Origin of the sequence: Streptomyces sp. WAC 06738 (assembly GCF_003945505.1) — a bacterium.
Classification (GTDB): domain Bacteria; phylum Actinomycetota; class Actinomycetes; order Streptomycetales; family Streptomycetaceae; genus Streptomyces.
This window is the reverse complement of record NZ_CP029618.1, coordinates 3,758,505-3,783,942: the sequence shown is the minus strand read 5'-3', so window position 1 is coordinate 3,783,942 and position 25,438 is coordinate 3,758,505. Positions and strand designations below refer to the sequence as shown.

Annotated in this window: 25 protein-coding genes, 3 tRNA genes and 2 pseudogenes; 11 read left to right on the top strand and 19 right to left on the bottom strand. The window is 69.9% G+C overall.

The features are described from left to right. Positions 1-3 precede the first annotated feature (3 nt). The 5 genes from DMB38_RS16340 to DMB38_RS16320 all read left to right on the top strand — a co-directional run bounded on the left by DMB38_RS16340 (position 4) and on the right by DMB38_RS16320 (position 5,112). Positions 4-972, top strand: a complete 969-nt coding sequence (locus DMB38_RS16340; RefSeq protein WP_125935810.1) for a nucleoside hydrolase — start codon at positions 4-6, stop codon at positions 970-972. Between the two features lie 14 nt (positions 973-986). Beyond that, positions 987-1,946, top strand: coding sequence for an adenosine deaminase (gene add / locus DMB38_RS16335; RefSeq protein WP_125935809.1), 960 nt, complete (start codon positions 987-989; stop codon positions 1,944-1,946). A 116-nt stretch (positions 1,947-2,062) separates the two neighbouring features. Beyond that, positions 2,063-2,554 (top strand): PaaI family thioesterase, encoded by a 492-nt coding sequence (locus DMB38_RS16330; protein WP_125935808.1) that lies wholly within the window; start codon positions 2,063-2,065, stop codon positions 2,552-2,554. Between the two features lie 769 nt (positions 2,555-3,323). Further along, the gene (locus DMB38_RS16325) at positions 3,324-4,442 is read left to right on the top strand and encodes a DUF262 domain-containing protein (protein WP_125935807.1); all 1,119 of its coding nucleotides are present in this window, start codon (positions 3,324-3,326) and stop codon (positions 4,440-4,442) included. Between the two features lie 10 nt (positions 4,443-4,452). Further along, the gene (locus tag DMB38_RS16320) at positions 4,453-5,112 is read left to right on the top strand and encodes an MAE_28990/MAE_18760 family HEPN-like nuclease (protein ID WP_125935806.1); all 660 of its coding nucleotides are present in this window, start codon (positions 4,453-4,455) and stop codon (positions 5,110-5,112) included. Positions 5,113-5,457: 345 nt separating this feature from the next. Here the strand turns inward: DMB38_RS16320 and DMB38_RS16315 are convergent, their stop codons facing one another. The 6 genes and pseudogenes from DMB38_RS16315 to DMB38_RS16285 all read right to left on the bottom strand — a co-directional run bounded on the left by DMB38_RS16315 (position 5,458) and on the right by DMB38_RS16285 (position 9,541). Further along, positions 5,458-5,787: a hypothetical protein gene (locus DMB38_RS16315; protein WP_125935805.1), complete on the bottom strand. Its 330-nt coding sequence runs from the start codon at positions 5,785-5,787 to the stop codon at positions 5,458-5,460. Between the two features lie 272 nt (positions 5,788-6,059). Beyond that, positions 6,060-6,476, bottom strand: a complete 417-nt coding sequence (locus DMB38_RS16310; protein WP_125935804.1) for an ATP-binding protein — start codon at positions 6,474-6,476, stop codon at positions 6,060-6,062. 125 nt (positions 6,477-6,601) lie between these two features. Further along, positions 6,602-7,815: pseudogene (locus DMB38_RS16305) on the bottom strand (helix-turn-helix transcriptional regulator). Between the two features lie 304 nt (positions 7,816-8,119). Next, on the bottom strand, positions 8,120-8,851 hold the full coding sequence (locus DMB38_RS16300; RefSeq protein ID WP_125935803.1) for an alpha/beta hydrolase: 732 nt from the start codon (positions 8,849-8,851) through the stop codon (positions 8,120-8,122). 359 nt (positions 8,852-9,210) lie between these two features. Then, positions 9,211-9,283: transfer RNA gene (locus tag DMB38_RS16290), tRNA-Arg, on the bottom strand. Between the two features lie 164 nt (positions 9,284-9,447). After that, positions 9,448-9,541: transfer RNA gene (locus DMB38_RS16285), tRNA-Ser, on the bottom strand. A 231-nt stretch (positions 9,542-9,772) separates the two neighbouring features. Between DMB38_RS16285 and DMB38_RS16280 the strand changes: the two genes are divergently transcribed. Continuing rightward, entirely contained in the window at positions 9,773-10,591 is an 819-nt protein-coding gene (locus DMB38_RS16280; RefSeq protein WP_125935802.1) for a TetR/AcrR family transcriptional regulator, read from the top strand. Here the strand turns inward: DMB38_RS16280 and DMB38_RS16275 are convergent. After that, positions 10,578-12,137 (bottom strand): MDR family MFS transporter, encoded by a 1,560-nt coding sequence (locus DMB38_RS16275; RefSeq protein WP_125935801.1) that lies wholly within the window; start codon positions 12,135-12,137, stop codon positions 10,578-10,580. The two genes, DMB38_RS16280 and DMB38_RS16275, sit on opposite strands and share 14 nt — an antisense overlap. Positions 12,138-12,292: 155 nt before the next feature. On the opposite strand from DMB38_RS16275, the gene DMB38_RS16270 reads away from it, so the two are divergent. Continuing rightward, positions 12,293-12,517: a hypothetical protein gene (locus DMB38_RS16270; protein ID WP_125935800.1), complete on the top strand. Its 225-nt coding sequence runs from the start codon at positions 12,293-12,295 to the stop codon at positions 12,515-12,517. A gap of 213 nt (positions 12,518-12,730) precedes the next feature. Here the strand turns inward: DMB38_RS16270 and DMB38_RS16265 are convergent, their stop codons facing one another. The 3 genes from DMB38_RS16265 to DMB38_RS16255 all read right to left on the bottom strand — a co-directional run bounded on the left by DMB38_RS16265 (position 12,731) and on the right by DMB38_RS16255 (position 15,530). Further along, positions 12,731-13,810, bottom strand: coding sequence for an RNA polymerase sigma factor SigF (locus DMB38_RS16265; RefSeq protein WP_240662302.1), 1,080 nt, complete (start codon positions 13,808-13,810; stop codon positions 12,731-12,733). Positions 13,811-14,056: 246 nt separating this feature from the next. Beyond that, positions 14,057-15,052, bottom strand: a complete 996-nt coding sequence (locus DMB38_RS16260) for an RNA polymerase sigma factor SigF (RefSeq protein ID WP_125935799.1) — start codon at positions 15,050-15,052, stop codon at positions 14,057-14,059. A 298-nt stretch (positions 15,053-15,350) separates the two neighbouring features. After that, the gene (locus tag DMB38_RS16255; RefSeq protein WP_047016665.1) at positions 15,351-15,530 is read right to left on the bottom strand and encodes a hypothetical protein; all 180 of its coding nucleotides are present in this window, start codon (positions 15,528-15,530) and stop codon (positions 15,351-15,353) included. A 666-nt stretch (positions 15,531-16,196) separates the two neighbouring features. Between DMB38_RS16255 and DMB38_RS16250 the strand changes: the two genes are divergently transcribed. The 3 genes and pseudogenes from DMB38_RS16250 to DMB38_RS16240 all read left to right on the top strand — a co-directional run bounded on the left by DMB38_RS16250 (position 16,197) and on the right by DMB38_RS16240 (position 18,298). Then, complete coding sequence (locus tag DMB38_RS16250) at positions 16,197-16,787, top strand: hypothetical protein (protein ID WP_125935798.1); 591 nt, start codon at positions 16,197-16,199, stop codon at positions 16,785-16,787. 118 nt (positions 16,788-16,905) lie between these two features. Beyond that, a pseudogene (locus DMB38_RS16245) lies at positions 16,906-17,679 on the top strand (site-specific integrase); the annotation flags it as partial. Between the two features lie 82 nt (positions 17,680-17,761). After that, positions 17,762-18,298 (top strand): hypothetical protein, encoded by a 537-nt coding sequence (locus DMB38_RS16240; RefSeq protein ID WP_125935797.1) that lies wholly within the window; start codon positions 17,762-17,764, stop codon positions 18,296-18,298. A gap of 106 nt (positions 18,299-18,404) precedes the next feature. Here DMB38_RS16240 and DMB38_RS16235 read toward each other — a convergent pair. The 4 genes from DMB38_RS16235 to DMB38_RS16220 all read right to left on the bottom strand — a co-directional run bounded on the left by DMB38_RS16235 (position 18,405) and on the right by DMB38_RS16220 (position 20,015). Beyond that, positions 18,405-18,491, bottom strand: a tRNA-Ser gene (locus tag DMB38_RS16235). Between the two features lie 41 nt (positions 18,492-18,532). Further along, complete coding sequence (locus DMB38_RS16230; RefSeq protein ID WP_125935796.1) at positions 18,533-19,033, bottom strand: nucleoside deaminase; 501 nt, start codon at positions 19,031-19,033, stop codon at positions 18,533-18,535. 56 nt (positions 19,034-19,089) lie between these two features. After that, positions 19,090-19,638, bottom strand: a complete 549-nt coding sequence (locus DMB38_RS16225) for a hypothetical protein (RefSeq protein ID WP_125935795.1) — start codon at positions 19,636-19,638, stop codon at positions 19,090-19,092. Between the two features lie 191 nt (positions 19,639-19,829). Further along, complete coding sequence (locus tag DMB38_RS16220; RefSeq protein ID WP_125939077.1) at positions 19,830-20,015, bottom strand: hypothetical protein; 186 nt, start codon at positions 20,013-20,015, stop codon at positions 19,830-19,832. 151 nt (positions 20,016-20,166) lie between these two features. Here DMB38_RS16220 and upp point away from each other — a divergent pair, with 151 nt between their 5' ends. After that, a complete protein-coding gene (gene upp / locus DMB38_RS16215) occupies positions 20,167-20,799 on the top strand; it encodes a uracil phosphoribosyltransferase (protein ID WP_047016662.1) in 633 nt (210 codons plus the stop codon). Positions 20,800-20,884: 85 nt separating this feature from the next. Here upp and DMB38_RS16210 read toward each other — a convergent pair whose 3' ends face one another. The 5 genes from DMB38_RS16210 to DMB38_RS16190 form a co-directional block, all read right to left on the bottom strand. Further along, positions 20,885-21,553: a LytR C-terminal domain-containing protein gene (locus DMB38_RS16210; RefSeq protein WP_125939076.1), complete on the bottom strand. Its 669-nt coding sequence runs from the start codon at positions 21,551-21,553 to the stop codon at positions 20,885-20,887. A 94-nt stretch (positions 21,554-21,647) separates the two neighbouring features. Then, a complete protein-coding gene (locus DMB38_RS16205; protein WP_018836497.1) occupies positions 21,648-21,944 on the bottom strand; it encodes a type II toxin-antitoxin system VapB family antitoxin in 297 nt (98 codons plus the stop codon). 241 nt (positions 21,945-22,185) lie between these two features. Further along, a complete protein-coding gene (locus DMB38_RS16200; protein ID WP_125935794.1) occupies positions 22,186-23,718 on the bottom strand; it encodes a M28 family metallopeptidase in 1,533 nt (510 codons plus the stop codon). A 136-nt stretch (positions 23,719-23,854) separates the two neighbouring features. Next, on the bottom strand, positions 23,855-24,475 hold the full coding sequence (locus DMB38_RS16195; protein WP_125935793.1) for an HhH-GPD-type base excision DNA repair protein: 621 nt from the start codon (positions 24,473-24,475) through the stop codon (positions 23,855-23,857). A 102-nt stretch (positions 24,476-24,577) separates the two neighbouring features. Next, on the bottom strand, positions 24,578-25,417 hold the full coding sequence (locus DMB38_RS16190) for an HdeD family acid-resistance protein (RefSeq protein ID WP_125935792.1): 840 nt from the start codon (positions 25,415-25,417) through the stop codon (positions 24,578-24,580). Positions 25,418-25,438 lie beyond the last annotated feature (21 nt).

The window sequence follows — 25,438 nt, the reverse complement described above, 5'->3', positions numbered from 1 at the left end:
TCCATGCCCGCTCTGCCTCTGATCATCGACTCGGACACCGGGTCCGACGACGCGGTCGCGCTGCTGCTCGCCGCCGCCAGCGGACTCGGCGACATCAGGGCGGTGACCACCGTGGCCGGCAACGTGCCCGTCGGGACCGGAACCCGCAATGCCCTCATCTCCCTGGAAACCGCGGGCCGCACCGACATTCCCGTCCACCCCGGCTGCGCCCGGCCGATGACGCGGATGCTGTCCAGCGCGCAGCACGTCCACGGCGAGGACGGCATGGGCGACATCGGCCTGCCCGACCCCAGCGCATCCTGCGAGAGCACGCATGCGGTGGAAGTGCTGCTGTCCCAACCCCGCGAGAACCCCGGGGAGTTGACACTGGTGACGCTCGCGCCGCTCACCAACGTCGCCGCCGCTCTGCTGCGCGACCCGGACCTGTTCACCCGCTACCGGCACGTGTACTGCATGGCGGGCGCCGCCGACCTGCGCGGCAACATCTCCGCCACCGGCGAGTTCAACGTCTGGGCGGACCCGGAGGCCGCCAAGATCGTGACGCAGGCCGCCACGCCTGACAAGGTCACCTGGATCGGCTGGGACGTCTCCCGCAAGGACGCGGTCATGACGCCGGCCGACCAGCAGCACCTGGAGAACATCGGCACCCCGATGGCGACGTTCGCGCACCGCATCAACCGCACCGTGGCCGACTGGGCCCGCGACGTCACCGGGCTGGCCGGCTACGACCTGCCCGACCCCGTCGCCATGGCCGTGGCGCTCAAGCCCGACCTGATCACCGAGCAGGAGCAGGCGTACGTCGACATCTCCGTCGCCGACGAGACCCGCGGCCAGATGATCATCGACCGGCGCGTGTCCGCCCCCGCCCCCAACCTCACCCTGGTTCGCCGCGTGGCCGAGGCCGGGTTCAAGAAACTCCTCTTCGACACCGTCGGCACCCTCGCCCCGCCCGCACCCGCAGCCGCCCCCTGAACGGGACCACGATCATGAGCACTCCCGCCGCGCCGATCCCGCGCTACGAACTCCACTGCCACCTCGACGGATCCGTCCGCCCCGACACCCTTGCCGACCTCGCCCGCGAACAGGGCATCGTCCTGGACCGCCCGGTCCGGGACCTGGTCGTGGCCCCCGACCCCTGCGGCAGCCTGACCACGTACCTCACGTACCTCGACCTTCCCCTCCGGCTCCTGCAGACCCCGGACGCCCTCGCCCGCGCCGCCCGGGAACTGGTCGAGGACTGGAAGGCCGACGGCGTCGTCCACGGGGAGGTCCGCTTCGCCCCGCAGTTGCACGGCGATCAGGGCATGACCCTGGACGAGGCCGTGCAGGCCGTCGCCGAGGGGCTGGCCCGGGGACGGGCCGACACGGGCGTGGCCACCGGGCTGCTGCTGTGCTGTCTGCGCCACCAGAGCCCGGACGAGAGCCTGGCCGTCGCCGAGACGGCCCTGCGGCAGCGCGACGTCGTCGCCGGACTCGACCTGGCCGGCGACGAGTCGCGGTACACGGCCACGCCGCACCGCGCCGCCTTCGACCTCGCCCACACCGCGGGTCTGCCCTGCACCGTGCACGCGGGGGAGGCCGCGGGCCCCGAGAGCATGTGGGAGGCCATCGACGTCCTCGGCGCCCGCCGTATCGGCCACGGTGTGCGTTGCACGTCGGACAGCGCGCTCCTCGACCGGCTGCGCACGGACCGGATCGCGCTGGAGATGTGCCCCCTCAGCAACGTGGGAACCGGCGCCGTGCCCAGCCTCGCCGACCACCCCGCCACCGCCCTGCTGACGGACGGACTGCCGGTCACCATCAGCACCGACATCCGCACCACCGCCGCCACCACCCTCCAGCGCGAATTCGACGCCCTGCGGGACACCCACGGCTGGACCACCAAGCACGAATCCCTGGCCCAGCAAAACGCCGCCCGGGCCGCCTTCCCCCTCCCCGCCGCCTGATCAAAGCCCACGGGAACGGTGGGCCGGGGTGGGGGAGACGAGCGCCGGTGGGGTGGCCGGCGTCAATGATTCCCGGAGTAATCGACCACGGAATGGGCCTCGACCATCGTGGTGGCATGACCTCGGACATCCCCCACCCCGCTGACCTCCTGCGCACCATGCCGTTCGCGGAACGCCTGGGAATCGACCTCACCGAGGCGACCCCCGAGCGCACGACCGGCACCCTGCCCTGGTCCTCCGACCTGTGCACGGCCGGCGCGGCGCTCCACGGCGGTGCGCTCATAGCCCTCGCGGACACTGTCGGCGCGGTGTGCGCCTACCTGAACCTGCCGCAAGGCGCCGACACGTCCACCCTGGAGTCCAAGACCAACTTCTTCCGGCCGGTTCGCGCGGGTACAGCCCAGGCAGTGTCACGCCCTCTGCACGTCGGGAGGTCCGTCATCGTCGTACAGACCGATGTGTTCGAGATGGGGGAACGGGTGCTGGTGGGCCAGACGACGCAAACGCAGGCGGTCATCACGACCAGACGCACGGCACCCCACACGCAACAAGCCCCCGAGGACGCCCCGGTTTCCGGTGAGGGTAGAGAAGAACCCCAGGTGCGGTGATCAAGCCGCCACCGCCGAAGCCGGAGCACAGAACACAGCACCCGGGGCCAGGACCAGCGGGTATCCCAGGGCACCCTGTTCCCCCTGCACCCCGGGATCACCACAGCCCGGCTCCCCCGGCTGTCGTCGCGGTACTGGATGAGCCTCGCATCGCCCCACCCGGTTCGCCCTGCAGAGCCCCGGCGCTACCTGCACGACAGCCAACCGGTCAGGTTCGCCCTCCCGGACTTCGCTGTCAACCTGTCCCGCAGAACGCGAATCACCGCCTCCCCTCGGCGCCCCTCTGCATCCGCCTCAACCGCGCTGGTCCAGGTGCCTCTGATGCTGCACCGGCATGCAGAAAGCCCGGCAGACGATGTCTGTGGGGCTTCGACCTGTTCACGCACGGCAGGATCCGAACCTGCAACCTGCCGATCCGTAGCTCAAGCTAGATCAGGCGATGGCGATCAGATCGGTTGGCTCGGGATGCCTCAGGGCTGATGCGGGCCACGGTTGATCGCTGTGGTTGCGGTACCGTGCTGCTGTACCGCGACAACTGATCACCACGGGCCAAAGAACTGATCGGCGTCTTGCTTCGTGTCCTAACCTGCGGTTGTGCTGCCGATGGCAGTCAGCGTTGATCATGATTGAGTCTGAGTGCTTCTGGCACCTGCTTCGAATAAGTCCACGGGGTTCCGCACGTCACGTCCCAGTCAGCGCCATACCGCATTCTGGCCCGATATGGAATGATAGCTCCACCAAGGACTAGCCGAGCCGGAGTGAGCACGACATGACCCTGCAGGATGAAATTGAGGCTGGCCGCTCGACGGTCAAGGCGGATGCCTATGCAATGTCCATCGGCGAAGTCGTGAATCTATACCGTGATCGCGAGCTGGTGATCCGGCCGGAATTTCAGCGTCTCTTTCGATGGAGCCAGTCCAAGAAATCTCGGTTGATTGAGAGCATTCTGCTGGGAATTCCTCTTCCTTCGATCTTCGTGATGCAAAGGCATGATGGGGTGTGGGAAGTGATCGACGGACTGCAGAGGCTTTCAACGATCCTTGAATTTATGGGCGAACTGAGAGATGAGAGGACAGGGGAACTTCGTCCGCCGAGTCAACTCCAGGGGACACGATACCTTCCCTCATTGGAAGGGCTGAGCTTCGAAGGTGTAGACGAGGGGGTGGGCCTGACTCCGGGGCAGAGAATTTCACTGAAGAGGAGCAAGCTCGACTTCAAGATCCTCTTGCCTGAAAGTGACGAGAAAGCCAAGTATGAACTCTTTGATCGCCTCAACTCTGGAGGTGAGGCTCCTTCAGCTCAAGAGGTCAGGAATTGCCAGCTCATCATGATGAATCGCGACTTTTTTCTCTGGCTGGAGGAGTTGCGAAGTGATTCTACCTTCGATGCCTGCACGCTCATTTCCACGCGGGCGGCTGAGGAGCAGTATGACTTGGAGCTTGTTTGTCGCTTCATGACTCTGATTTCAAGCTCACTTCAGGAACTAAAGGAAATGGAGAGTGTAGACCTCTTCCTGACGGATAAGATGCTCGGACTGGCGGGTAGGGAAAGCTTTGACAGGGCTGGCTTGGGAAAGGTATTCCGTGACACATTCGGCCTGCTTGCTGCCGCGCTAGAATCCGATTCCTTCAGGCGCTACGACAAGTCGAAGACCCGGTTTCTTGGTGGCTTCTCGGTCTCGGCATTTGAAGCTGTCACCGTGGGAGTTGCGAGCAACTTGGAGGCTTGGGCGCGAGTGCCAGAGAAAGAGCGGCATCGGGAACTGCGTGGACGGGTTGAGGAGATGTGGTCAGAGGATTTCTTCCGCTCGCAGGCCCGTGGAGGCGTCCGCGGGACGACACGTATCCCTGTAACCATTCCTGCTGCCAAGGAATTCTTTCGCCCTTGAGGTCGCTCAAATGAAGATTCGCACGACTGAGGGTCTGTACGATTGCATTTCAGCAGATCTTGGCTGGAGAAAGAAAGAGCTCAGTATCTTCAAGGGGCAGGTGGGCAGGGCTGAAGCTGGTATTCGTCCAGCGTTGCTCCGCGCTTCAATCGCTCTTCTCTATGCACATTGGGAAGGCTTTGTGAAAAACGGTGCTCACGCCTACCTCTGCTATCTTGCATCACTCAAGTTGACGTACGCGCAGCTACGTCCTGAGCTGGTCGCTCTTGCCATGCGGGCCCAAATTGAGGAATTCGAGCTCACTAACCGAGCATTCATACATGCGACGCTCATTCGCGACGTTCGTGAGGGTGCATCATCTCGCGCCAAGATCCCTACTAGACGTGAAGCGGTAAGGACTTTCTCGAATCTAAATTATGATCGGCTGTGTGACATCCTGTGTTCAGTGGGGTGTGACTTTTCTCGGTACTCTCCTTATCAGGATCTGATCGACGAGCAATTGCTTGCGGCCAGGAACAGGATTGCTCATGGGGAAGAGGATTACATTCGTCTCACTGACTGGGATGATGTTCGGGTGGAGATCATCAAAATGATGGATGATATTTCCAGTCAAATCCTTAACTCTGCGACGCAGAAGAGCTACTTGCTGCAGCAGAATCTCAACAAATAGCTTATGTGGCAGGTCAGTGGAGCGGCTTTAGGCGGGAGCTGCCATGGGTGGGAGACCATGGGGCCTTAAGCTGACCGGGGATCGGGCTGGTTGTGGACCTGCCCGTAATGGGCCGATGTGGCCCCATGATCTTAGGCCCCTGCCCCATGGTGGCTGCCTAAAGCCGTGGAGCCGACCGGACCCAGCCTTGAGTCGTTTCTCCTGAGTTGGCTCGTCTTCCGTTGTGTCGGCCGGTGGACGGGTCGGAGTGGGGTGGAGAGGGAGCGGCGGGCTGGGGAGTTGGGGTGTGCGGTGTGCGGTGGTGAGGCGCCTTGAAGTTGTAGAGAAGGTTGTTACGCGTAGGGCTCACGCGGGCGTGTCTGTCTGCTTCGGCGGTGGGAGGTAGGGCGCTGGTGTGATCGTCCAAGTTGCCTGCGTGGTGTGCTGCTTCAGCGTGAGGGTGTGGGGCTTGCCCTCCGACAGTTCGCGGGTCGCCTCTGCTTGGCCGTGGTCGATCCAGTCGCGGGCCCGGCGGTAGGGTTCCTCATCCATGCTGATCGCAACCATCATCAGCGTGGCCTTCAGCCAGCGCAGTGCCTCGCCTGGGCTGTAGGCGTCGAAGGTGCCTAACCGGCGCTCGTCGACGTGGCACTCGCAGTGAAACCAACGCGGTTCCGGCAGAGTTCGCTGGCTCATGGGTGCCGCCCCTGGGTGCTCGGCCTCAGGCCGGTCGCCGGCCGGGGTTCTGGTTCTGTCGTGCCGCAGGCCGGCTCGGCCATGACGGTGTAGCCCGACCTGTCTCCGCTCAATCTCCCCGCGACCGAGTCCGCGGCTGTGGGTGACGCCTTCTGCCGCAGGTAGCCTGCGGGGTTTCGTCCCGCCGTCCGCCACATCCTCAACAGGCCCGGACCGGTCGCTGTCCTCTTCCCGAATCATCTCGTCTGCCCAGCGGTGACGCCGTTCCCCGGTCATCCCTGTTCCTTCAGATCCGCCCACACCCGCTTGCCCCAGGGCAGTAGCTCGGTGCCCCAGGCGTCGGCCAGTTCGCCCACGAGGGCGAGTCCACGGCCGCCGTCGTCCTCAAAGGATGACTCCCTGTTCACCGGGCGCTCTCGCGAGAAGTCCACGACGCCTACCCGCACGCACGCCGCATCCGCCCGTTCGATGGTGACGCGGATGGACTCACGCCGAGCGTGCTGGATCGCGTTCGTGACCAGCTCTGAGACGACCACGGTGCTGTCGTCCGCCAAGTCGTCCAGGCCCCAGTCGGCGAGCGCCACGCGGACCAGGCGGCGGGCAGTGGCGGCGCTCTCGGGCTCGCGTGCCAAGGTCCTGCTGTGCCGTCGGTAGCCGTGGAGGCGTCGTCGCGTCGTGTGTTGCGGCATGTCGGTCCGCTTCCTCAGATCGGGCAAGCCACGGAGCCGGTCGTACGGTCGCCGGGGCGGTGTCCGTTCATGCAAGCGGCATGCCGGGGACGCTGACAGGGGCGTAACGTCCCACTTTCACCAGGCTATTCGCTGACTCCCAGGAACTCTGCCAACGGTCGGAGTCCCGGCGGGTGGTTGGGAAGCGTCCAGAGATCGCGCACGATGGCCACGGCCAGCGTGTGGTGCTGCATCCACGTCGGCGCCACACGGCGCAGCGACTCCAGGGTCTTCACCGCTCCGGCCGCGTCACCGATGTCCGTGTGGGCTCGTGCCACGTCCAGCAGGAGCCACGTCCGCCACGACGGTGGCGTGTCCCTGCTCAACCGCATCCCCTTGGCCAGAGCCAGGGCATCTTGCGGGTGGCCGTACTGCACTGCGAGCCGGACACGTTCGATGCGTACCGAGGACGGGCTGAAGACGCTCACCATGCGGTTGTCGCCACCGTCGGGCAGTTTCGCCACCCGGGCGGCTTCCTTCTCCGCCGTCTGCATCATCGCCGCGGCGCGCTCGTAGTGGCCGCTGCGTGCGGCCGACGTCGCGGCACTCATGGTCAGCGCGCCCCATACCTTCAGGCCGTCAGCGGTGTCGGTACGGCCGGCGTCCACCAGGTCGTCGGCGGCGCGGAGCGCGATGCTCATGGCGTCTTCGAGGCGCCCCTGCCGCTGGTAGGTCCACGCTGTGGAGTTGACGATCATCGGCACGAGCAGTGGATCGGAGGACCGGTCCGCGGCCTCTATCGCGCGCTCCAGGCTGATGAGAGCGAGATCCGTCTTCCCCATGCGTACGGCGACATGTCCGGCGAGCTGAAGTACTTTGCCCAGCGCGGCGAAACCGTCTCCGCGGACGTCCTCGTCCCTCAACGCCGCGGCAGCGCGCGCATCCGAGATCAAGTCCGGCAGCGCCTTCATCACCGCGTCGAACTCGGCGGAGTGATACTGCGTCCAGCCTTCCGCGATCTGATCGCGCAGCCCGTCAAGGGAGAAGCCGGATCCTTCGGCTCCGGATCCTGTTGCCAGAGCGCCGGCATGACGGCGCGGCGTACGGCTACGAAGCGCGGGCCGTCGCTCTCCCCGGTGGACGCAATCGCGGGTGGGTCGCCAAGGAGCGTCGTCAGCTCCACCCCGAGACCGTTCGCCAGCGCGTGCAGCGTGGGGAGGCGCGCTGAGTGCTTCCGTCCCTGTTCAAGATGGCGGATCACATCAACGGACACACCGGAGCGCTCGGCCAGAGCCTCTTGCGTCAGGGACGCCAGCCGGCGGAGACGAGGGAGCGTCCGTCCCAGGTCTTCGTTCGCCACGCTGTCACGGTACGCCCCGGCCGGGGCCGCGGTGACCGCTGCCGTACGGCAGGCAAGAGCCCCTCTGGACACTATGCGCCCTCGGCAGGATCCGAACGGCAAGCTTCTGGCCCGCAGCTCCACAGGGATCGGGCACTTACGGTCGTACCGGCCGTCAGCGCGGCAGTGAGGGGCGTTGACGCGGGGCCCTTGCCGAGTTGGTAGGGCCCGCGGCGTCTGGCAGAGGAGGGCCGGGGCCTGCCCTTGACGAGCAGCACCCTGGCCAGGATGGCTTATCGTCTGCTGATGGCCTGGCGGCCCGGCCTCACTTCAGGTGCCGGGTGAAGAACCGGGCCGCGCCCTCCCCTGCGAACTGCGGGACGCCGGTGTGCCCGCCCATATTGGCGTGCAGGGACTTCTCCTTGGAGCCGAAGGCGTCGAACAGGTCCAGGGCCGCCTGCCGGTCGTTGCCTTCGTCGTCCCACTGCAGCAGGACGTGCAGCGGAATGGTCACTTGGCGGGCCTCCTCGAAGATGGCGCGAGGCACGAAGCTCCCGGCGAAGAGACAGGCGGCCACGATGCGCGGTTCGACCGCCGCAAGCCGGATGCCTATGGAGATCACTCCCCCCGAGTACCCGACCGGGCCGCCGATGTCGGGCAGCGACAGGAGGGCGTTGAGGGCGGCCTGCCATTCCGGGACCGCCTTGTCTACGAGCGGCAGGGTGAGGGCGTCGATGATCTCGTCGCTGACCGGCTCTCCCGCTTTCCTAGCCCGGTGCAGGTCGGCGCGGACCTGCTGGGCGGCGAGCCAACGGGGCCGGTCACCGCTCCCGGGGAGTTCGATGGTGGCCGCGGCGAAGCCGTCCGCTGCGGCGTGTTGGGCCCGCGCCACCAGTCTGGGGTACATCCTGTGCAGTCCGAGCGGGGGGTGGCCGAGCAGGATCAGCGGTGCTGGTGCGGATGCGGGCGTCCACAGGGTGCCGGGGATCTCGCCGAGGACGAAGTTGCGTTCGAGGACGTCGTCGAGACGCTGTTCGGAAGTGAAGTGAAGGGCCATGGTCGTGCCTTTCGGGAGTGCCCTTGAACGGCGCTCCCGGACGACCTATCGCCCGACCGTGACCCCGGGGGAGAGCACCCACGTCGATACGTTCACGGGTACCACCTCCTCGTTCTCTCGCACGGCCTCCGCGAAGGTAGCAGCAGCCGTCTCGACTGCCAATCGGGTTTTTGCGCGGGCTCCGTATACAGAGCGACGTGGGGCCTCATCGCGGCTTCCGGAGGCGAGGTCCTGCCACCGCGGGGCGCTGGGCGGCCCTCCCGGCTGGCTGACCAGCCGCCTTGGGCGTGCCGGCTGGTGCTGTCGTAGCACCGCATGCAGAAAGCCCCGCAGATGTGTCTGCGGGGCTTCTACCTGTGCGCGCTCGGCAGGATTCGAACCTGCAACCTTCTGATCCGTAGTCAGATGCTCTATCCGTTAAGCTACGAGCGCCCGCTTTCGGGCATTGGCGGCCCGGCTGCGTTGCGGGCACAACTTTACATGACCCTCCGCGCCAGGTGAAATCCGATTCCCGCACCCCCGCCGACCTGCGGAAACACGTCGTCCCCCGGGCATGCAGAGAGCCCGCGCCGTACGGCACGGGCTCGCTGGTCGGGTGGCGGAGGCGGAGGGATTTGAACCCTCGATGGGGGGTAAACCCCAAACCGCATTAGCAGTGCGGCGCCATAGACCAGACTAGGCGACGCCTCCCGCACATCTGCCGGTCAAGCAGGTGTGTGCAGATGATGGCACAGGCGGCGGGGCCGCTGCCAATCGCACCTACCGTACCGGTCACCGTGCCGTGGGGGCAAAGGGCTTGCCGGGGTGCGGGGTCGGGGCGAAGGGGAGGAGGCGGGGCGGAGCGGGCATAGCATCGGTGTACGGGCCGTTTCGGTTCGTAGGCCAGTGGTCACGATGAGACAGCACGCTGGGAGGCGCACGATGGCGTCCGTCCGCCGGAAGGTCCGCGGCGCCCGCGTGAGCATCTGGCTCACCGGGCGGGCGAAGGTGCGGCGCAGGGGGTACCCGCCTGTCGCGGGGGAGGCCGGGCTGGATCTGGGGAAGATCGTCGCGGCCACCGTGCGGTTGCTCGACGCCGAGGGGCTGGGGCGGCTGTCGATGCGCCGGCTCGCCGCCGAGCTGGGCGTCACGGCCATGTCCGTCTACTGGTACGTCGACACCAAGGACGAGCTCCTGGAGCTGGCCCTCGACCGCGCCTACGCCGAGATGGACCTCCCCGCCGAGGACGGCGGCGACTGGGCCGCGCAGCTCCGGCAGCTCGCGCACGAGCACCGGCGCATCCTCGTCGCCCACCCCTGGGTCTCCCGGCTCGCCGGGGAGTATCTGAACGTCGGGCCGCACGCCATGGCCTGCGTCGCCGCCGCGCAGCGCGCGATGCGGCGGGCCGGGTTGCCGGAGGAGTGCCTGACGGGCGGGCTGTCGCTGCTCTTTCCGTTCTCGTACGGATTCGGGGGCGTGGGCGGGCGCCTGGCGGAGCTGGGCGAGGACTACGGCGCGTTCGTACGGGCCCTGCGGGAGCAGCCCGAGTGCGTGCGGCCGCCCGCCGCGCGCTCTCCGGTGCCGGACCACCCGGCCCCCGAAGCCCCCGAAGCGCCCGAAGCCCCCGACCTCCCCGTCCTCCCCGGGCACGAGCAGCGTGACCGCGACTTCGCCTTCGCCCTCGAGTGCGTCCTCGCCGGCATGGCCGCCATGCGCGACCGCGTCGCCGAGCAGGTGCGGCCGACCATCACCCCCGCGTGAGTTCCTTGACCCGCCGCTCCGCCGTCGCCGTCTGCTGCAGGCCGCTGCGCGTCCGCAGCGCGACCTCCTTGATGCACGCCACCATCACGAACGCCAGCAGCGCCGCCGGCGCCGCGTAGAGGAAGATGTCCGCCAGCCCGTGCCCGTACGAGCTCTCCACCACCGTCCGCACCGGCACCGGCAGCTCCGCGAGGTTCGGGATCGCCGAGCCGTCGCCGCCCGCCTCGCCCGCGGCGCGGGCCGGCGGGATGCCGAGGTCGTGGAGGCCGTCGCGCATGTAGCCGGAGATGCGGCCGCCGAGGATCGCGCCGAGGGCGGAGACGCCGACCGCGCCGCCGAGGGAGCGGAAGAACGCGACCGCCGAGCTGGCGGCGCCGAGGTCGGCGGGGTCGACCTGGTTCTGGGTGCAGAGCACCAGGTTCTGCATCATCATGCCGATGCCCGTGCCGAGCGCGGCCATGTAGAGCGCGATGTGCCAGTACGGGGTGTCGTAGCGCATGGTGCCCAGCAGGCTGAGCCCCGAGGTGAGCAGCAGCCCGCCGGCGACGAGCCAGACCTTCCAGCGGCCGGTACGGGTGATGACCCACCCCGAGATCGTCGACGAGAGGAAGATCCCCATGATCATGGGGATGGTCAGCAGGCCCGACGTCGTCGGGCTCTCGCCGCGCGCGAGCTGGAAGTACTGGCTGAGGAAGACCGTCGCGCCGAACATCGCGATGCCGACGAAGAGGGAGGCGAGCGAGGCGAGGGTGAGGGTGCGGTTGCGGAAGAGGCGTAGCGGAAGGACCGGCTCCGGCACCCGGGTCTCGACCCACAGGAACGCCAGCCCCAGCGCGACCGCGCCGCCGGTCATCGCGAACGTCTGCCAGGACAGCCACGCGTACGACTCGCCCGCCAGCGTGACCCAGATCAGCAGCAGCGAGACGGACGCGCTCATCAGCATCGCGCCGCGCCAGTCGATCGACACCTTCCGGCGTACGACGGGCAGCCGCAGGGTCTTCTGGAGTACGACGAGCGCGAGGATCGCGAACGGGATGCCGATGTAGAAGCACCAGCGCCAGCCGAGCCAGCTGGTGTCGGTGATCACGCCGCCGAGGATCGGGCCGCCGACGGTGGCGACGGCGAAGGTGGCGCCGAGGTAGCCGCTGTAGCGGCCGCGTTCGCGCGGGGAGATCATCGCGGCGAGGATGATCTGCGCGAGCGCGCTGAGGCCGCCGACGCCGATGCCCTGGACGACGCGGCAGGCGATGAGCATGCCCGTGCTCTGGCTGAGGCCGGCGACGACCGAGCCGGCGACGTAGATCACGAGGGCCGACTGGACCAGGAGCTTCTTGCTCGCGAGGTCGGCGAGCTTGCCCCAGAGGGGCGTGGAGGCGGTCATCGCGAGCAGGGCGGCGGTGACGACCCAGCTGTACGCGCTCTGCGTGCCGTCGAGGTCCGCGATGATCCGGGGCAGGGCGTTGCTGACGATGGTCGAGGAGAGGATGGCCACGAACATGCCGAGCAGCAGGCCGGAGAGGGCCTCCAGTATCTGCCGGTGGGTCATGCCGGGAGATTCGACTTTAGTTTGTTGCACTAAGCAACAGTATGACGAATGGTTGCCGAAGGCAATCGAAGTCGGGTCGGGGCCGGCGGGGGCGAGCGGAAGGAGGGCTTCCCCCCGCTGACAGGCGTCCGGGGCGTTCGCTAGTGTCCTGCCCCATGGCTCACAATCCGCAAGGTCAACAGCCCGATCCCAACTACGACCCGGCCGGGAGCACCCAGATGTTCCGCGCCTTCGTGGACGAGGGCGGCGGCCCGCAGGCGCGGGGACCGCAGCAGCCGGCGGCCGCGTCGGCGAGTTCGGGGCCGCGGGTGGGGATGATCATCGGGATCGTCGTCGCGGTGGCGGTGCTGGCGGGAGTGGTCTGGCTCGCGGTCGGGTGAGCCGGGGGACGAGGGTCTGAATCCGGGGTCCTGGGGTCTGGATCAGGGGTCCCGGGCGCCGAGTTCGCGCTCCCCCTTACGGAGTCCGCGTCGCGCGCCTCCGTCGTTCCTGCTTGCGTCGGGCTTCGCTCCGCAGACGCGGCTTCACGCGCCGTCTACGGGATCCGGGCGTACGGCGTACGAGCTGGGGCCGGCCCCGCGCCGGCCCCGTCGTCAGTCCGCGATCAGCCCTGCCCGGAGCTGCGCGAGCGTCCGCGTCAGCAGCCGCGACACGTGCATCTGCGAGATGCCCACCTCGTCGCCGATCTGGGACTGCGTCATGTTCCCGAAGAACCGCAGCATGATGATCCGCCGCTCCCGCGCCGGGAGTTGAGCCAGCAGCGGCTTCAGCGACTCGCGGTACTCCACGCCCTCCAGCGCCGAGTCCTCGTACCCGAGACGGTCCGCGAGCGAGCCCTCGCCGCCGTCCTCCTCCGGGGCCGGGGAGTCGAGGGAGCTGGCCGTGTACGCGTTGCCCACGGCGAGGCCGTCGACCACGTCCTCGTCGGACACCCCGAGGTACTGGGCGAGCTCCGGCACGGTCGGCGAGCGGTCGAGCTGCTGCGCGAGGTCGTCGCTCGCCTTGGTGAGCGCCAGGCGCAGCTCCTGGAGCCGGCGCGGGACGCGCACGGACCAGCTCGTGTCCCGGAAGTAGCGCTTGATCTCGCCGATGACCGTGGGCATGGCGAAGGTCGGGAACTCGGTGCCGCGCCGGCAGTCGAACCTGTCGATCGCCTTGATCAGGCCGATCGTGCCGACCTGGACGATGTCCTCCATGGGCTCGTTACGGCTGCGGAAGCGGGCCGCGGCGTAGCGCACGAGCGGCAGGTTCAGCTCGATCAGGGTGTCGCGCACGTAGGACCGCTCGGGGCTGTCCCCGGGGGGCAACTCGGCGAGGCGGAGGAAGAGGGCGCGGGAGAGCGTACGGGTGTCGATGCTGCCGGACGGGGCGGCATCGGCCTCGACGGGGGCGGCGTCGTCCGCGGGGGCGGCGGGGGCCGGGATGGCCGGGGCGGCGGCGTCGGGCGGATTCTGCGGTGCCGCGGCCCCGAGGGGTGGTGGCGGTGCCGGTGGCGCCGGGGCGTGGCCGGCGGCGGCCGGGTCGGGCGACGGGCCCAGGGACGGGGCCAAGGACGGGTTCAGAGTACGGTCCGGGCCCTGGGCCGTGGCGGCCCGGGCGTCGGGGAAAGCCGCTTGTGCGCCGAGAGGCGCGACTTCGGTGAGCATCTGCGAGCTGCCCAGTTCTGCGGACATGCCACCCCCTTGAGGTCGCGGACGGTTCCAGGCCGCCCCTCCCCTTGCCCCGGCGGGAACGTGGACTCCCGCCGGACCGCCGAGAGAAGCAGCCTCCGACTGACTTACCGGGTGCCGGGGCATGCCAAACACCGTTCCAGCAGAATGTCACAAGTCGGCAACGCGCTGTAGCGCCAAGTCGACATATACGCGCAGATACGGAGCCTGTGCGTCAGGGATGACCTCGAAGAGTCCTACCCGATCCGGTTAGGAATCGATCCTGTTTGCGGATCGCAGTCGTGCGAAGCTGCGCGACAGGAGCCGGGACACGTGCATCTGGGAGAGCCCGAGCTCGGCGCTGATCTGCGACTGGGTCATGTTGCGGTAGTAGCGCAGCATGAGGATGCGCTGTTCGCGCTCCGGCAGTTGGACGAGGAGGTGGCGTACGAGGTCGCGGTGCTCGACGCCGGCCAGCGCCGGGTCCTCGTACCCGAGCCGGTCCAGCAGGCCCGGCATGCCGTCGCCCTCCTGGGCGGCCTCAAGGGAGGTGGCGTAGTACGAGCGGCCGGCCTCGCGGCAGGCCCGCACCTCCTCCTCGCCGATCTTCAGATGGGCGGCGATCTCGGCGGTGGTGGGCGCGCGGCCGTGCCGTACGGTCAGGTCCTCGGTGGCGCCGCTGACCTGGGCCCACAGCTCGTGCAGCCGGCGGGGGACGTGGACGGTGCGCACGTTGTCCCTGAAGTAACGTTTGATCTCGCCGATCACGGTGGGCATGGCGAAGGTCGGGAACTGCACGCCGCGGGCCGGGTCGAAGCGGTCGATGGCGTGGATGAGGCCGATGGTGCCGACCTGGAGGACGTCCTCCATGGGCTCGTTGCGGCTGCGGAAGCGGGCGGCGGCGTAGCGCACGAGGGGGAGATTGGCCTCGATCAGCGCGGTGCGGACGCGGGTGTGCTCGGGGGTGCCGGGTTCGAGCGCGGTGAGCTCGGCGAAGAGCGCGCGGGTGAGGGTGCGGGAGTCGGGTTTGCGGGGGGCTTCGGGGTCGCCGGATCCGGCTGATTCGGCTGATTCGCCGGAGCCGCCGGGGTCGGGATCGGGGTCGGCCGCCGGCGCGGGCTCGGCGGGGGCGGCCGGGGGGCCGGGAGCGGCCGTGGCCGGCGTCGTGGCGGCGGGGGCCGGGCCAGGGGGCGGGGGCGAGGCGGGGCTGGAGGCGGGAGGGCAGGGCACCGGCGGGGCCGTACGAGCGGACAACGGCTGCACCACACCACCACCCCTTCGCGACCACGTGACGTACGACCGGCGCCGCGGCCCGTAGCGCAGACGAGCCCGGCTAAATCGGGAAAAGCGGTCATAGCATCACAAGAGATGCGCACTCTGTGCAAGCACCGTAATTTGCCGTGTTGGCGGCCAGTTGGCCGCCGCCGCGCGCCGCGGCCGGGGGCCGTTCGGCCAGGCAGGAGGGCTGTTCCCGTACGGGCGTACGGGGCCGATCGCGTGGTCGGCGATCACCCGGCCGGGCAGCCGCCGCGGGCCGGTGGCCCCGGGCGGACGGCGCCCCGCGTCACTCCGAGGAGGAGGCGTCGTCGAGCAGGTCGGACATCACGTCGCCGATGGCTTTGGCGAGCTCCGATATCCACTCGAAGACGACCTGCACGAGGTCGGCCGCCTGCGAGGGGGAGCTGATGATCGAGTAGATGGCGAAGAGCCCGAGGAGCCCCAGCGCTATCTTCTTGTAGTCCACGAGCTCCGATGCCTCCCCTGTGCGGCACACGCCCGTTTCCCGCTCTCTCCCCAGGCGCCGTCGCATGATTCTATCCGCGCTTGGCACCGTACCCAGGTTTTATGGACTAAAGGCCCGGTCAGAGGGGGCTTTTGTGTCCCCCGCCCGCGGCCGTGGGCGGCGCACCATGGACGGTGAGCCCCGCTGGGTCCGGCAGGACCCCCGGCGGGCTCGGGGCGGGCCCCCTGCGCGTCCGCCGCGGCTACTCCCCCCTCGCTGCGGCGGGTCGTAGGGCCCACCCTCCGCGGGGGGAGGCGGTCGGTTCCCCCCGGGGCCGCCTCCCTCTCCGCGCGCCGCCCCCGCCACGCGCGGGCCGTACCGGAGACGCGGCCGGACCCGGGGACCGGAGCCGGGCGAACTCACCCCCGCGGGCGGTGCATTGACTCCCCCGACTCCCCCGCCCCCCCCCGCAGCCGCCGAACGGCGGTCCCCGCACCGGGACTTCGCCCGCACCCGCGTGATCTCCGGCCGCTTGCCGGTCTGTCCGGACCTGGGTACGTTGGCCCCGCCGGGTCGTCAGGCCGCGGCCCGGAACGCGTCACCCATGAATCCCCCTCATCTGGCGAGCGGAGGGTCCGGTCAGTGTCCCGGTCAGAGCGTCTGCGGGCGAAGGTCCAGGCGGGCATCGTGGCGGCTGACGCCCTGATGGCCGGCGGGAACCACCGACGGGCGCTGGCCGAGAGCCTGAAGGCCAGGAGATGGGCCACTCGCCTGCTGAAGGCCGAACCCACCGTGCGACGTCACGTGGAGGTCCTGGGATCGCTCACGTACAACCAGGCGTTGATGTGGGAGCGCCTGGGTGACGGCCAGAAGGCCATCAGTGCCGGCCGGGCGTCGGTCTACTACTACAACATGCTGTCGATCATCGATCCGGATCACGACCACACCGGGTCCGCAGCGCTGCGTACGAACGATCAGGTGACGGCCCACCTCGCCGACGCCCGGGCGCGCCTCGCCCGCCTGCTGGGCGCCTACGGCGTGAAGGACGACCGTCGACGCCGCCAGTTGAAGGCGTACTCCCAAGATCCGGACATGCCCCTCTACTCGGAGATCTCCCGGCTCGAACAGCAGGCGGGCTGGGCCTACAAGGGACTGATCGGGCGCTCGGGCTACACCCGGGAGGACTTCGAGCGGATCAAGCAGCAGGGCGACGAGGCGTACGCCAGTTTCTTCCGCCGCTTCCCGCAGCGCGATGGGGGCGGACCCCGACCGCCGTAGAACGGCCCGGTCACGCGCACGGGGCAGTGTGGGCCGGCGGCCGCGTGCCGGGGCGGTCGTACCGGCGAAATGAGACCCCCGGCCGCACGAAGGGCGGACCCTGTCGGGTCCGCCCTTCGTGCGACTGGCCAAGACACCCCGTCTGCGAGACGAGGAGGTCGAGCCGTTCACAGTAGAAGAGATCCGCCGTCTGCTGCGGGCAGCAGAGGATGGCCGGAACTCCGCGCGCTGGGCGGTGGCGCTTGCGCTCGGTCTCAGGCAGGGCGTAGCGCTGGGACTGAAGTGGACGGACATCGATCTGAACCGCGGCGTGCTCATGGTCCGCCGAAGCCGCCGGCGCCCGCGGTACGCGCACGGGTGCGGCGACACGTGCGGTCGGAAGTCCGTCTACTGCCCGCGGCGCGTGCGTACGAACCCGGAGACGGCCGACACGAAATCTCGTGCCGGGCGGCGTGCTGTGGGCCTTCCTCCACAGCTTGTGGATCTGCTGGCCAAGCACAAGGCCCGGCAGGATGCCGAGCGGGTGGCGGCAGGGGATACCTGGCACGACGAGGGATGGCTGTTCGCGACACCGACCGGTCTGGGGTCGCCTCCGCGCACCGACTACGACGAGTGGAAGGAACTGCTGCGCAGGGCGAAGGTGCGTGATGGCCGTCTGCACGATGCCCGGCACACGGCGGCGACGGTCCTGCTGATTCTCGGAGTCCCTGAGCGCGCCGTGATGGGGCTCATGGGCTGGTCGTCAACGGCGATGGCAGCCCGGTATCAGCACATGGTCGACACCGTGCGGAACAGCGTTGCCGCTCAGGTCGACGGCCTCATCTGGGAGGCCGACCACGGCCCGGACGACGATGACGACGGGCTGGCCGGGGCGCTCGTACCAACCGGGTGACCGCTGGAGGGCGGTGGAGGAGCGGATCCGGCTCGTCCACCGCCCCCTGCGCGTTGCTGCGGGGTCGCGGCAAAATGCCCACATGGATCAGGGCATTGCTGCTGTACTCGGCGCTGGGGTCGGCATTCTGGGCACGCTCGGCGCCGGCGTCCTCGGCTACGTGGCAGCTCTGCGGCAGACACGAGACCAAGGGCGCGTAGATCACGGACTGAGGCTGCGAGACGAGCGCAGGGAGATCTACCTCGACTTCATCACTGTGGCGGAGCGGATGGAGTCCCTAATTCGCGAGCTACGCAGCATGGTGGAGCCGGATGAGGACACCGAACCCGCCTGGCTCGCCGTCGAGAAACGGGAGGAGGAGCTAGCAGGGGATGCCAAGCAACTCAGCCGACTTCTAACGCGGATCACATTGGCCGGTCCGACGAGCGTTCGGGAGCCTGCGGAGACGATCGTGGAGGTGCTGGAGTCGGCCACAGATTTCCGGCGGGAAGGAGCCGACACCCAGGATGACCTCCAGGTGCTGCATCGGCGGCTCGATGAGTTCATCCAGCAGTACGAACGTGCAGAGGTAGCATTGATCGGCGCAGTCCGTCAGGTCCTGGAAGGCCCGCCTCTCTAAGGGCTGGTGGTCGCCATCCATGCCGACTGAGACCCGAACTGAGACCCAGCAGCGCAATGGGCGGACCCTGACGGGTCCGCCCATTGCTGTTTCTGCACTTCACGAGCGGTAGCGGTGGGATTTGAACCCACGGTGGAGTTGCCCCCACACTCGCTTTCGAGGCGAGCTCCTTCGGCCGCTCGGACACGCTACCGCCACGCAGCTTAGCCCACCCGCCGCCGTGAGCAGAAATCCTTACGGGCGCGGGCCGTCCGGCGGCGGGGCGGTGCGGAAGAAGGCGGTGAGCAGGGCGGTGGCGGGTGGGGCCAGGACGTGGGGGATGACCTCCGGGCGGTGGTTGAGGCGGCGGTCGCGGAGTACGTCCCAGAGGGAGCCCGCCGCGCCCGTCTTGGGGTCGCGGGCGGCGTAGACGACCCGGTCGACGCGGGCGAGGACCGCGGCGCCCGCGCACATCGTGCACGGCTCCAGCGTGACGACCAGCGTGCAGCCCGTCAGCCGCCAGCCGCCCAGCTCCGCCGCCGCCGCCCGCAGCGCCAGGATCTCCGCGTGCGCGGTGGGGTCGCCCGTCGCCTCCCTCTCGTTCCGGGCGCGGGCCAGGATCCTGCCCGTGGGAGGTGCCTCGATCAGCGAGGCGTACGAGTCCCCGGACGCGTCCACCGGGCCCACGACCACCGCGCCCACCGGCACGTCACCCGTCTCCAGGGCGCGCTCCGCCTCCGCCAGGGCCGCGCGCATCGGCGGTGCCCACAGCTCCTCGTACGGGCCGCTCTCCCCTTCTCCGCCGGGCTCGGTCAGCGGACCGCCTCCAGGACGTCCGCCGCGCCGAGCATGTCGGCGATCTCGTTCACCGCGTCGCTCTGCAGCGCCAGCAACTGCTTCTCCGAGACCCCGAGGTCCTCCAGCAGATCCGTGTCGCCCACCGGGCCCGCCGGCGTGCCGGGCGGCGCGTCCGGGTCGGCGCCGGCGTCCGCGCCGGCGCCGCCGGCGGGGTCCGGCTCGCCGTCCTCGGTGCCGTCCAGGTCCGTGAGGCTGTCCAGGGCGCTGTCGTCCTCGGGCTCCCGGCCGAGCAGCTCGGGGGTGAGCAGGATCTCCCCGTACGCGCTGCGCGCGGCTCCCGCGGCGTTCGAGACGAAGACACGCGGGTCGTCCTCGCCGTCTATACGGATGACGCCGTACCAGATGCCCTCCTGCTCGAGCAGCACCAGCACGGTCTCGTCGTCGTCGGCCGTCGCCTCGCGGGCGAGGTCGGCCAGGTCGTCCAGCGTCTCCACGTCGTCGAGCTCTGTATCGCTCGCTTCCCACCCGTCTTCGGTGCGCGCGAGCAGTGCGGCGAAGTACACCGTGACTCTCCCACTGGTCCTAGGTGTGCCGGGCCGGGTGGTCGAGCTTGCCTGCTCTCTCCCCCCGACCAGGGGCGGGGGACCCGCCCTCACCGGAATCGTGACAGAAACCTGCGCTGTCTGCGGGGTCTTCCGCTGTGCGTCGTGAATTGGGCCGCCGCGCGGCCCCCGTTCCGCCGCTCATCGGCCGTCTACCAGCGAAAGGTGCGCATGCGGTGGACATGCCGACGCCGCGCCGCCCGGGCGCGCCGCGGCTGGACGCGCGCCCGCAGCGCCTCGGCTTCGTGCAGGTCGCGCAGGAAGGCGGCGCGGCGCCGGCCGCGGTCGTCGGTGGTCTCGGCCAGCGGATCACCGCTGCGCAGATCACGATCCGGCATCATGCACCTCCAGCGTCCGGGCGGGCCGGGGGACATATCCACCTTGCACCCGGTTGGCGGTTGTGTAGGAACCGCGGCCCGTTTCTCCACGCGTACCCCCCGGCCCCCACGGGTATCCGTGCCCGGCGGGGTCTCGGATAGATTCGGGAGCATGCGGATTCACGTGGTCGACCACCCCCTGGTGGCGCACAAGCTCACCACGCTGCGCGACGAGCGCACGGACTCTCCCACCTTCCGGCGGCTGGCCGACGAGCTCGTCACGCTCCTCGCGTACGAGGCGACGCGCGACGTCCGCACCGAACAGGTCGACGTGCGCACCCCCGTCGCGCAGACCACCGGTGTGCGGCTGGCCCGGCCCAAGCCGCTCATCGTGCCGATCCTCCGCGCCGGGCTCGGCATGCTCGACGGCATGATGCGGGTGCTGCCGACGGCGGAGGCGGGCTTCCTCGGGCTCATACGCGACGAGGAGACCCTCCAGCCCAGCACGTACGCGAACCGGCTGCCGGAGGATCTCTCCGGCCGGCAGGTCTACGTCCTGGACCCGATGCTGGCCACCGGCGGCACCCTCGTCGCGTCGATCCGCGAGCTGATCCGGCGGGGTGCGGACGACGTCACGGCGATCTGCCTGCTGGCGGCGCCGGAGGGGACGGACGCGGTGGAGCACGAGCTGGCGGGCGCGCCGGTGACGGTGGTCACGGCGGCGATGGACGAGCGGCTGAACGAGGCGGGGTACATCGTGCCGGGCCTGGGCGACGCCGGTGACCGGATGTACGGGACCGCCTAGCGGCGGGCCCGGCCGGGGGCCGCCGGGCCGGCAGCCGCCGGATCGGCGACCGCCCGGTCCGCGGGGCCCGCCGCCGCGGGCGCCCTCAGTCGCACGCCCCCGGCTTCGCCTTCGCCGGGGCCGCCAGCGCCTTCAGCGCCGCCTTCGCCTCCGCCGGCTCGGTGAGCCCGCGGAACTCGTCGCCGATGATCAGGTCGACCACCGCGCCCTCGCGCTCGACCGCCTTCGGCTCCGCCTGCGCCAGTTGCGTGCCGAGCACCTTCAGTTCGCCGTCCACCGTCCCCGGGGCGCCGAGCAGGACGCCCTCGCCGCGTACCTTCTTGTCGTACGCCGCGGGCGCGTTGTCCACCTTGCCGATCTTGAAGCCGCGCTTCTTGAGCTCGTCGGCGGTCTTCTGCGCGAGGCCGGTCCTGGCGGTGGCGTTCAGCACGTTGACCTCGACCCGGCCGGGGGCGGGCAGCTCGGCCGGCTTCCCGCCGGCACCGCGCTCGGGTCTCTTGCCCTCGCCGGACTTCGCGCCGGTGTCCCCGGCTCCGCAGTCTCCGGGCGTACGGGCCTGCGCCGCCTTCTCCTCGTCCTCGCCGCCGCCCGTGAAGGCGTCGACGAGTTGGAGCGTCCCCCAGCCGACCACCGCGACCGCGAGCACGGCACCGAGCAGGGCGAGCACTCTGCGGCGCCGGCGGCTTCGCCGCATACGCGGATATTTGGTGCCCTTGATGCGGTACGGCCCGCCCATCTCGGGGGGCGTCAGCATGCTCATGGCGGCAGCGTAGTAGCCGGAAGGGACCGTGCCTACTAGATGATCTACGGGGTGGACGCGGGTCCCCCCGAAAGGGTCAACAGACTGGTCAGTCCAGCTCAAGGACGCGCGCGTGCAGCACCTGGCGCTGCTGCAGCGCCGCCCGCACCGCGCGGTGCAGTCCGTCCTCCAGATAGAGGTCGCCGCGCCACTTCACGACGTGGGCGAAGAGGTCGCCGTAGAAGGTCGAGTCCTCGGCGAGCAGGGTCTCCAGGTCCAGTTGCTGCTTCGTCGTCACCAACTGGTCGAGGCGTACCGGGCGTGGCGCGACATCAGCCCACTGGCGGGTGGACTCCCGGCCGTGGTGGGGGTACGGCCTCCCGTTTCCGATGCGCTTGAAGATCACACGGAAAGCCTACCGGGGATGCGCCTCCGGGCGCAGCAGTGATGCACAGGAGCCACAAGTCAGCGGCAAGTGCGAAGCAAGGCGGAGGCAAGCGGGAGCCGAAAGAAGCAAGGCGGAGCGCGGCGGTGCACGGCCGAAGCGAGGCGGCGGCACGGCGGGGGAACGACAGGAGCCCGGGCCGTTCGCGGCCCGGGCTCCCCTCGCGTCTGTGCTATCGCGTCTGTGCTACGCCGTCACGCGCTCACCGCTCCGCGTGGTCGTCGTGCGCCCCCCCGCCGCTGCCCTCGTCGCCCTCGGTGGGCACGAACGACACCGGCTCGCGCAGCGAGCTGACGTCGTGCGCGTACGTCCCGACCGCGTTGGCGATGACGTCGATGTTCGCGTCGAACGCCGGCATGCTGATGTTGTCCAGGTCGTCGCACGCCGCGTGGTAGCACGGGTCGTACGCCTTGCCCGCCGTGCCGCCGAACTTCACGGCCTGCGCCTCGGTCTTCGTCCCCTCCGCGCCCGTGAACGTGCCGCCGGACGGGATGCCCACCTCGATGAAGGGGCCGTAGTCGGAGCGGCCGGTGAAGTCGGTGCCCTCGTGCGGCATCCCCTTCCTGTCCATGAAGTCGGTGATCTGCCGCTCCAACTGCGCCGAGCCCTCCGGCCCCGGGCCCTCGCCGACGCCGTCGGAGTCGTCGCCGTCGTAGACGAAGAGGCCGTAGTTCGGCGAGGCGACCATGTCGAAGTTCAGGTACAGCTCGATGTCCCGCAACTGGCGCGGGGTCAGCCGGCTCACGTAGTCCGTGGAGCCGACGAGGCTCAGCTCCTCCGCCGACCAGAACGCGAAGCGCACCTGGTTGCGCGGCTTCTTCTCCGCCTTCGCCAGCTCCTTCGCGACCTCCAGCAGCGCCGCGGAGCCCGAGGCGTTGTCGTTGATGCCGGCGCCCTCGGCGACCGAGTCGAGGTGCGCGCCGAGCATGACGGTGCGGTCCTCGGCGCCGCCCTTGGTCTCGGCGATGACGTTCCGCGTCGTGCGCGGCTCGACGATCGTCTGGATGTCGACGTGGACGGTGACCTCGCCCTGCGTCAGCAGCGTGGTCAGGGCCTCGCCCTCGGCCTTGGTGATGCCGCCGGTGGGCACCTTGACCGCGTCGGCGTCGCCGAGGGTGCCGTTGAGGGCGCCCTCGGTGTTGTTGTAGATGACGGTGGCGACGGCGCCCGCGTCCGCGGCGTGGGCCTGCTTGACGGAGAAGTTGCAGCCGCCGCGCTGGACGAGCGCGACCTTGCCCGTGTAGTCGCCGCCCGTGAAGTCGCCCGGCTCGCAGCCCGAGGTGCCGTCGGCGTCGACGGGCACGGCGGCCAGCGGCGCGTCGAGGCCGCCCTCGGGGGTCGACTTCGAGAAGGTCATCGCGAATATCTCGATGTCCCGCGCCTCGGGCGAGACGACGGCGAACTCGTCCTTCAGCGTCTCGGAGTAGGTGAAGTCGAAGGTGTCGTACTCGACGTCGTAGCCCGCCTGCCTGAGCTGGTCGTAGACGTACGCGGCGGACGCCTCGTACCCCGGCGAACCGGCCGCGCGGTGGCCGCCGTTGCGGTCCGCGATCCGCTGGAACGCCTTGAGGTGCTTGTACGCGTCCGCAGCGCTGGACGCGCGCACCAGGTCACGGGCCAGCTTCGCGCCGTCCTTCGCCGGCTGTGCCGCGCCCGCGGGCGCCGAACTGGCCAGGAGCAGGGGGACGGCGAGGGCGGCCGCGCCCAGCGCAGCCGTGAATCTTCGAGGGAACACAGGAGTCCTTCCGACGTCAAGGGTGGGCGAACCTGTCCGGCGTGTGGGGTCTCCTGTCCGCAAGGCGGACGGAGTGCGAGCAACCTAGCGACTCGAACGGCATTGCGGAATGGGCCGGAGGCCAACCCGTCCCGGTTCAGGTGGTCTTCTTCGCCTTCCGCCCCGTCTTCCCCTGCGCCCCGGCCGCCTTGGCCGCCGCCTTCGCCTCCTGCTTGAACGCCCGTACCTCCGTCAGCGTCTCCGGCCCGGTGATGTCCGCGACCGACCGGCGGCTGCCGTCGTCGCCGTACGCGCCCGCCGCCTCCCGCCAGCCGTCGGGCGTGACGCCGTACTGCTTGCCCAGCAGCGCGGTGAGGATCTGCGCCTTCTGCTTGCCGTACCCGGGCAGCGCCTGGAGCCGCCGCAGCAACTCCCGGCCGCTGCCGGCGTCGCGCCAGAGGGCTTCGGCGTCGCCGTCGTACTCGTGCACGAGGTACGCGCAGAGCTGCTGGATCCGCTTGGCCATCGAGCCGGGGTAGCGGTGCACGGCCGGCTTCTCGGAGAGCAGCGCCGCGAACGCCTCGGGGTCCTGCGCGGCGATGGCGTGGGCGTCGAGGTCGTCGCCGCCCATGCGGCGGGCGATCGTGTACGGGCCGGAGAACGCCCACTCCATGGGCACCTGCTGGTCGAGGAGCATGCCGACCAGGACGGCCAGCGGGCTGCGGCCGAGCAGCGCGTCGGCCTCCGGCTGCTGCGCGAGACGGACGGTGACGTTCATCCGAGCATCATGGCAGCGCCGGTCGCGGCCCCGCCGGGCAACACGCGGCCCCCGGCGCGCGCCTTGCGCGCCGGGGGCCGCGGACCCGGACTGGCGTCCCGCTCAGGCGCCGGCCGGGAGCTTCTTCGCGCGGTGGCGGATGCGGACCGCGGTGGCGATCTCGATGACGCCGACGGCGAGCAGCCAGGCGCCGGCGAGGTAGGTGAGGATCGCGATCGACGTCAGCGGCGACACGATCAGCACGATGCCGGCCAGCGCCGAGATCACGCCGAGGCCGATCTGCCAGCCGCGCGCGGGCATCGCCTCGTCGGAACCGGCGGCCACCGCCTGGGTGATGCCGCGGAAGAGCCAGCCGATGCCGATCCACAGGGCGAGCAGCAGGATGGACTGCAGCGCGCTGCGGAAGCAGAGCAGGCCCAGCAGGATGCACAGGGCGCCGCTGATGAACGCCATCACGCGCAGCCCGGTGGAGGCGTGCGTACCGAACGCGGCGACGAGCTGCATCACGCCGATGACCAGCAGGTACAGGCCGAAGAGGATGCCGACGACGCGGAGCGTCTCGCCGGGCCAGGCGAGGGTGAGGGCGCCGAGGACGAGAGCGGCGACGCCCGCGAGCAGCACCGCCTGCCAGGCGCCTCTGGCGAGGAGGCCGAGGGGTCCTTCGGGAATGGCGCCGCGGTCGTGGTGGGCGGTACGTGCCGCGCCGCCGCCGGGCGGCGGGCCGGTGTCCTCGTCGCCCGCGACGACGCTGAGCCGGCGCTCCCGGGGGGCGTGCTCCCCCGGGGCGGTGGCCGCGGCGCGGGGTTCTTCCACGCGGCGGGTGCGGTCGCCGACGGGACGTATGCCCTCGCCGGAGGCGTCGGTGTCCGCGTCGGGGGAGGGGCCGGGGGAGGTGCCTGGCCTGTCGGGGCGGCCGCGCTGCGGCGCCGGGTCGGTGCTCATGCTCCAGGCTGTGAGCGGGCC

Coding starts and splice junctions, on each gene's coding strand:
- DMB38_RS16330 (WP_125935808.1), top strand. CDS start 2,063: ATGACCTCGGACATCCCCCACCCCGCTGACCTCCTGCGCACCATGCCG.
- upp (WP_047016662.1), top strand. CDS start 20,167: ATGCGGATTCACGTGGTCGACCACCCCCTGGTGGCGCACAAGCTCACC.
- DMB38_RS16240 (WP_125935797.1), top strand. CDS start 17,762: ATGGATCAGGGCATTGCTGCTGTACTCGGCGCTGGGGTCGGCATTCTG.
- DMB38_RS16270 (WP_125935800.1), top strand. CDS start 12,293: ATGGCTCACAATCCGCAAGGTCAACAGCCCGATCCCAACTACGACCCG.
- DMB38_RS16265 (WP_240662302.1), bottom strand. CDS start 13,810: ATGTCCGCAGAACTGGGCAGCTCGCAGATGCTCACCGAAGTCGCGCCT.
- DMB38_RS16190 (WP_125935792.1), bottom strand. CDS start 25,417: ATGAGCACCGACCCGGCGCCGCAGCGCGGCCGCCCCGACAGGCCAGGC.
- DMB38_RS16210 (WP_125939076.1), bottom strand. CDS start 21,553: ATGCTGACGCCCCCCGAGATGGGCGGGCCGTACCGCATCAAGGGCACC.
- DMB38_RS16310 (WP_125935804.1), bottom strand. CDS start 6,476: ATGCCGCAACACACGACGCGACGACGCCTCCACGGCTACCGACGGCAC.
- DMB38_RS16195 (WP_125935793.1), bottom strand. CDS start 24,475: ATGAACGTCACCGTCCGTCTCGCGCAGCAGCCGGAGGCCGACGCGCTG.
- DMB38_RS16220 (WP_125939077.1), bottom strand. CDS start 20,015: ATGCCGGATCGTGATCTGCGCAGCGGTGATCCGCTGGCCGAGACCACC.
- DMB38_RS16300 (WP_125935803.1), bottom strand. CDS start 8,851: ATGGCCCTTCACTTCACTTCCGAACAGCGTCTCGACGACGTCCTCGAA.
- DMB38_RS16340 (WP_125935810.1), top strand. CDS start 4: ATGCCCGCTCTGCCTCTGATCATCGACTCGGACACCGGGTCCGACGAC.
- DMB38_RS16280 (WP_125935802.1), top strand. CDS start 9,773: ATGGCGTCCGTCCGCCGGAAGGTCCGCGGCGCCCGCGTGAGCATCTGG.
- DMB38_RS16315 (WP_125935805.1), bottom strand. CDS start 5,787: ATGAGCCAGCGAACTCTGCCGGAACCGCGTTGGTTTCACTGCGAGTGC.
- add (WP_125935809.1), top strand. CDS start 987: ATGAGCACTCCCGCCGCGCCGATCCCGCGCTACGAACTCCACTGCCAC.
- DMB38_RS16230 (WP_125935796.1), bottom strand. CDS start 19,033: ATGCGCGCGGCCCTGGCGGAGGCGGAGCGCGCCCTGGAGACGGGTGAC.
- DMB38_RS16325 (WP_125935807.1), top strand. CDS start 3,324: ATGACCCTGCAGGATGAAATTGAGGCTGGCCGCTCGACGGTCAAGGCG.
- DMB38_RS16320 (WP_125935806.1), top strand. CDS start 4,453: ATGAAGATTCGCACGACTGAGGGTCTGTACGATTGCATTTCAGCAGAT.
- DMB38_RS16275 (WP_125935801.1), bottom strand. CDS start 12,137: ATGACCCACCGGCAGATACTGGAGGCCCTCTCCGGCCTGCTGCTCGGC.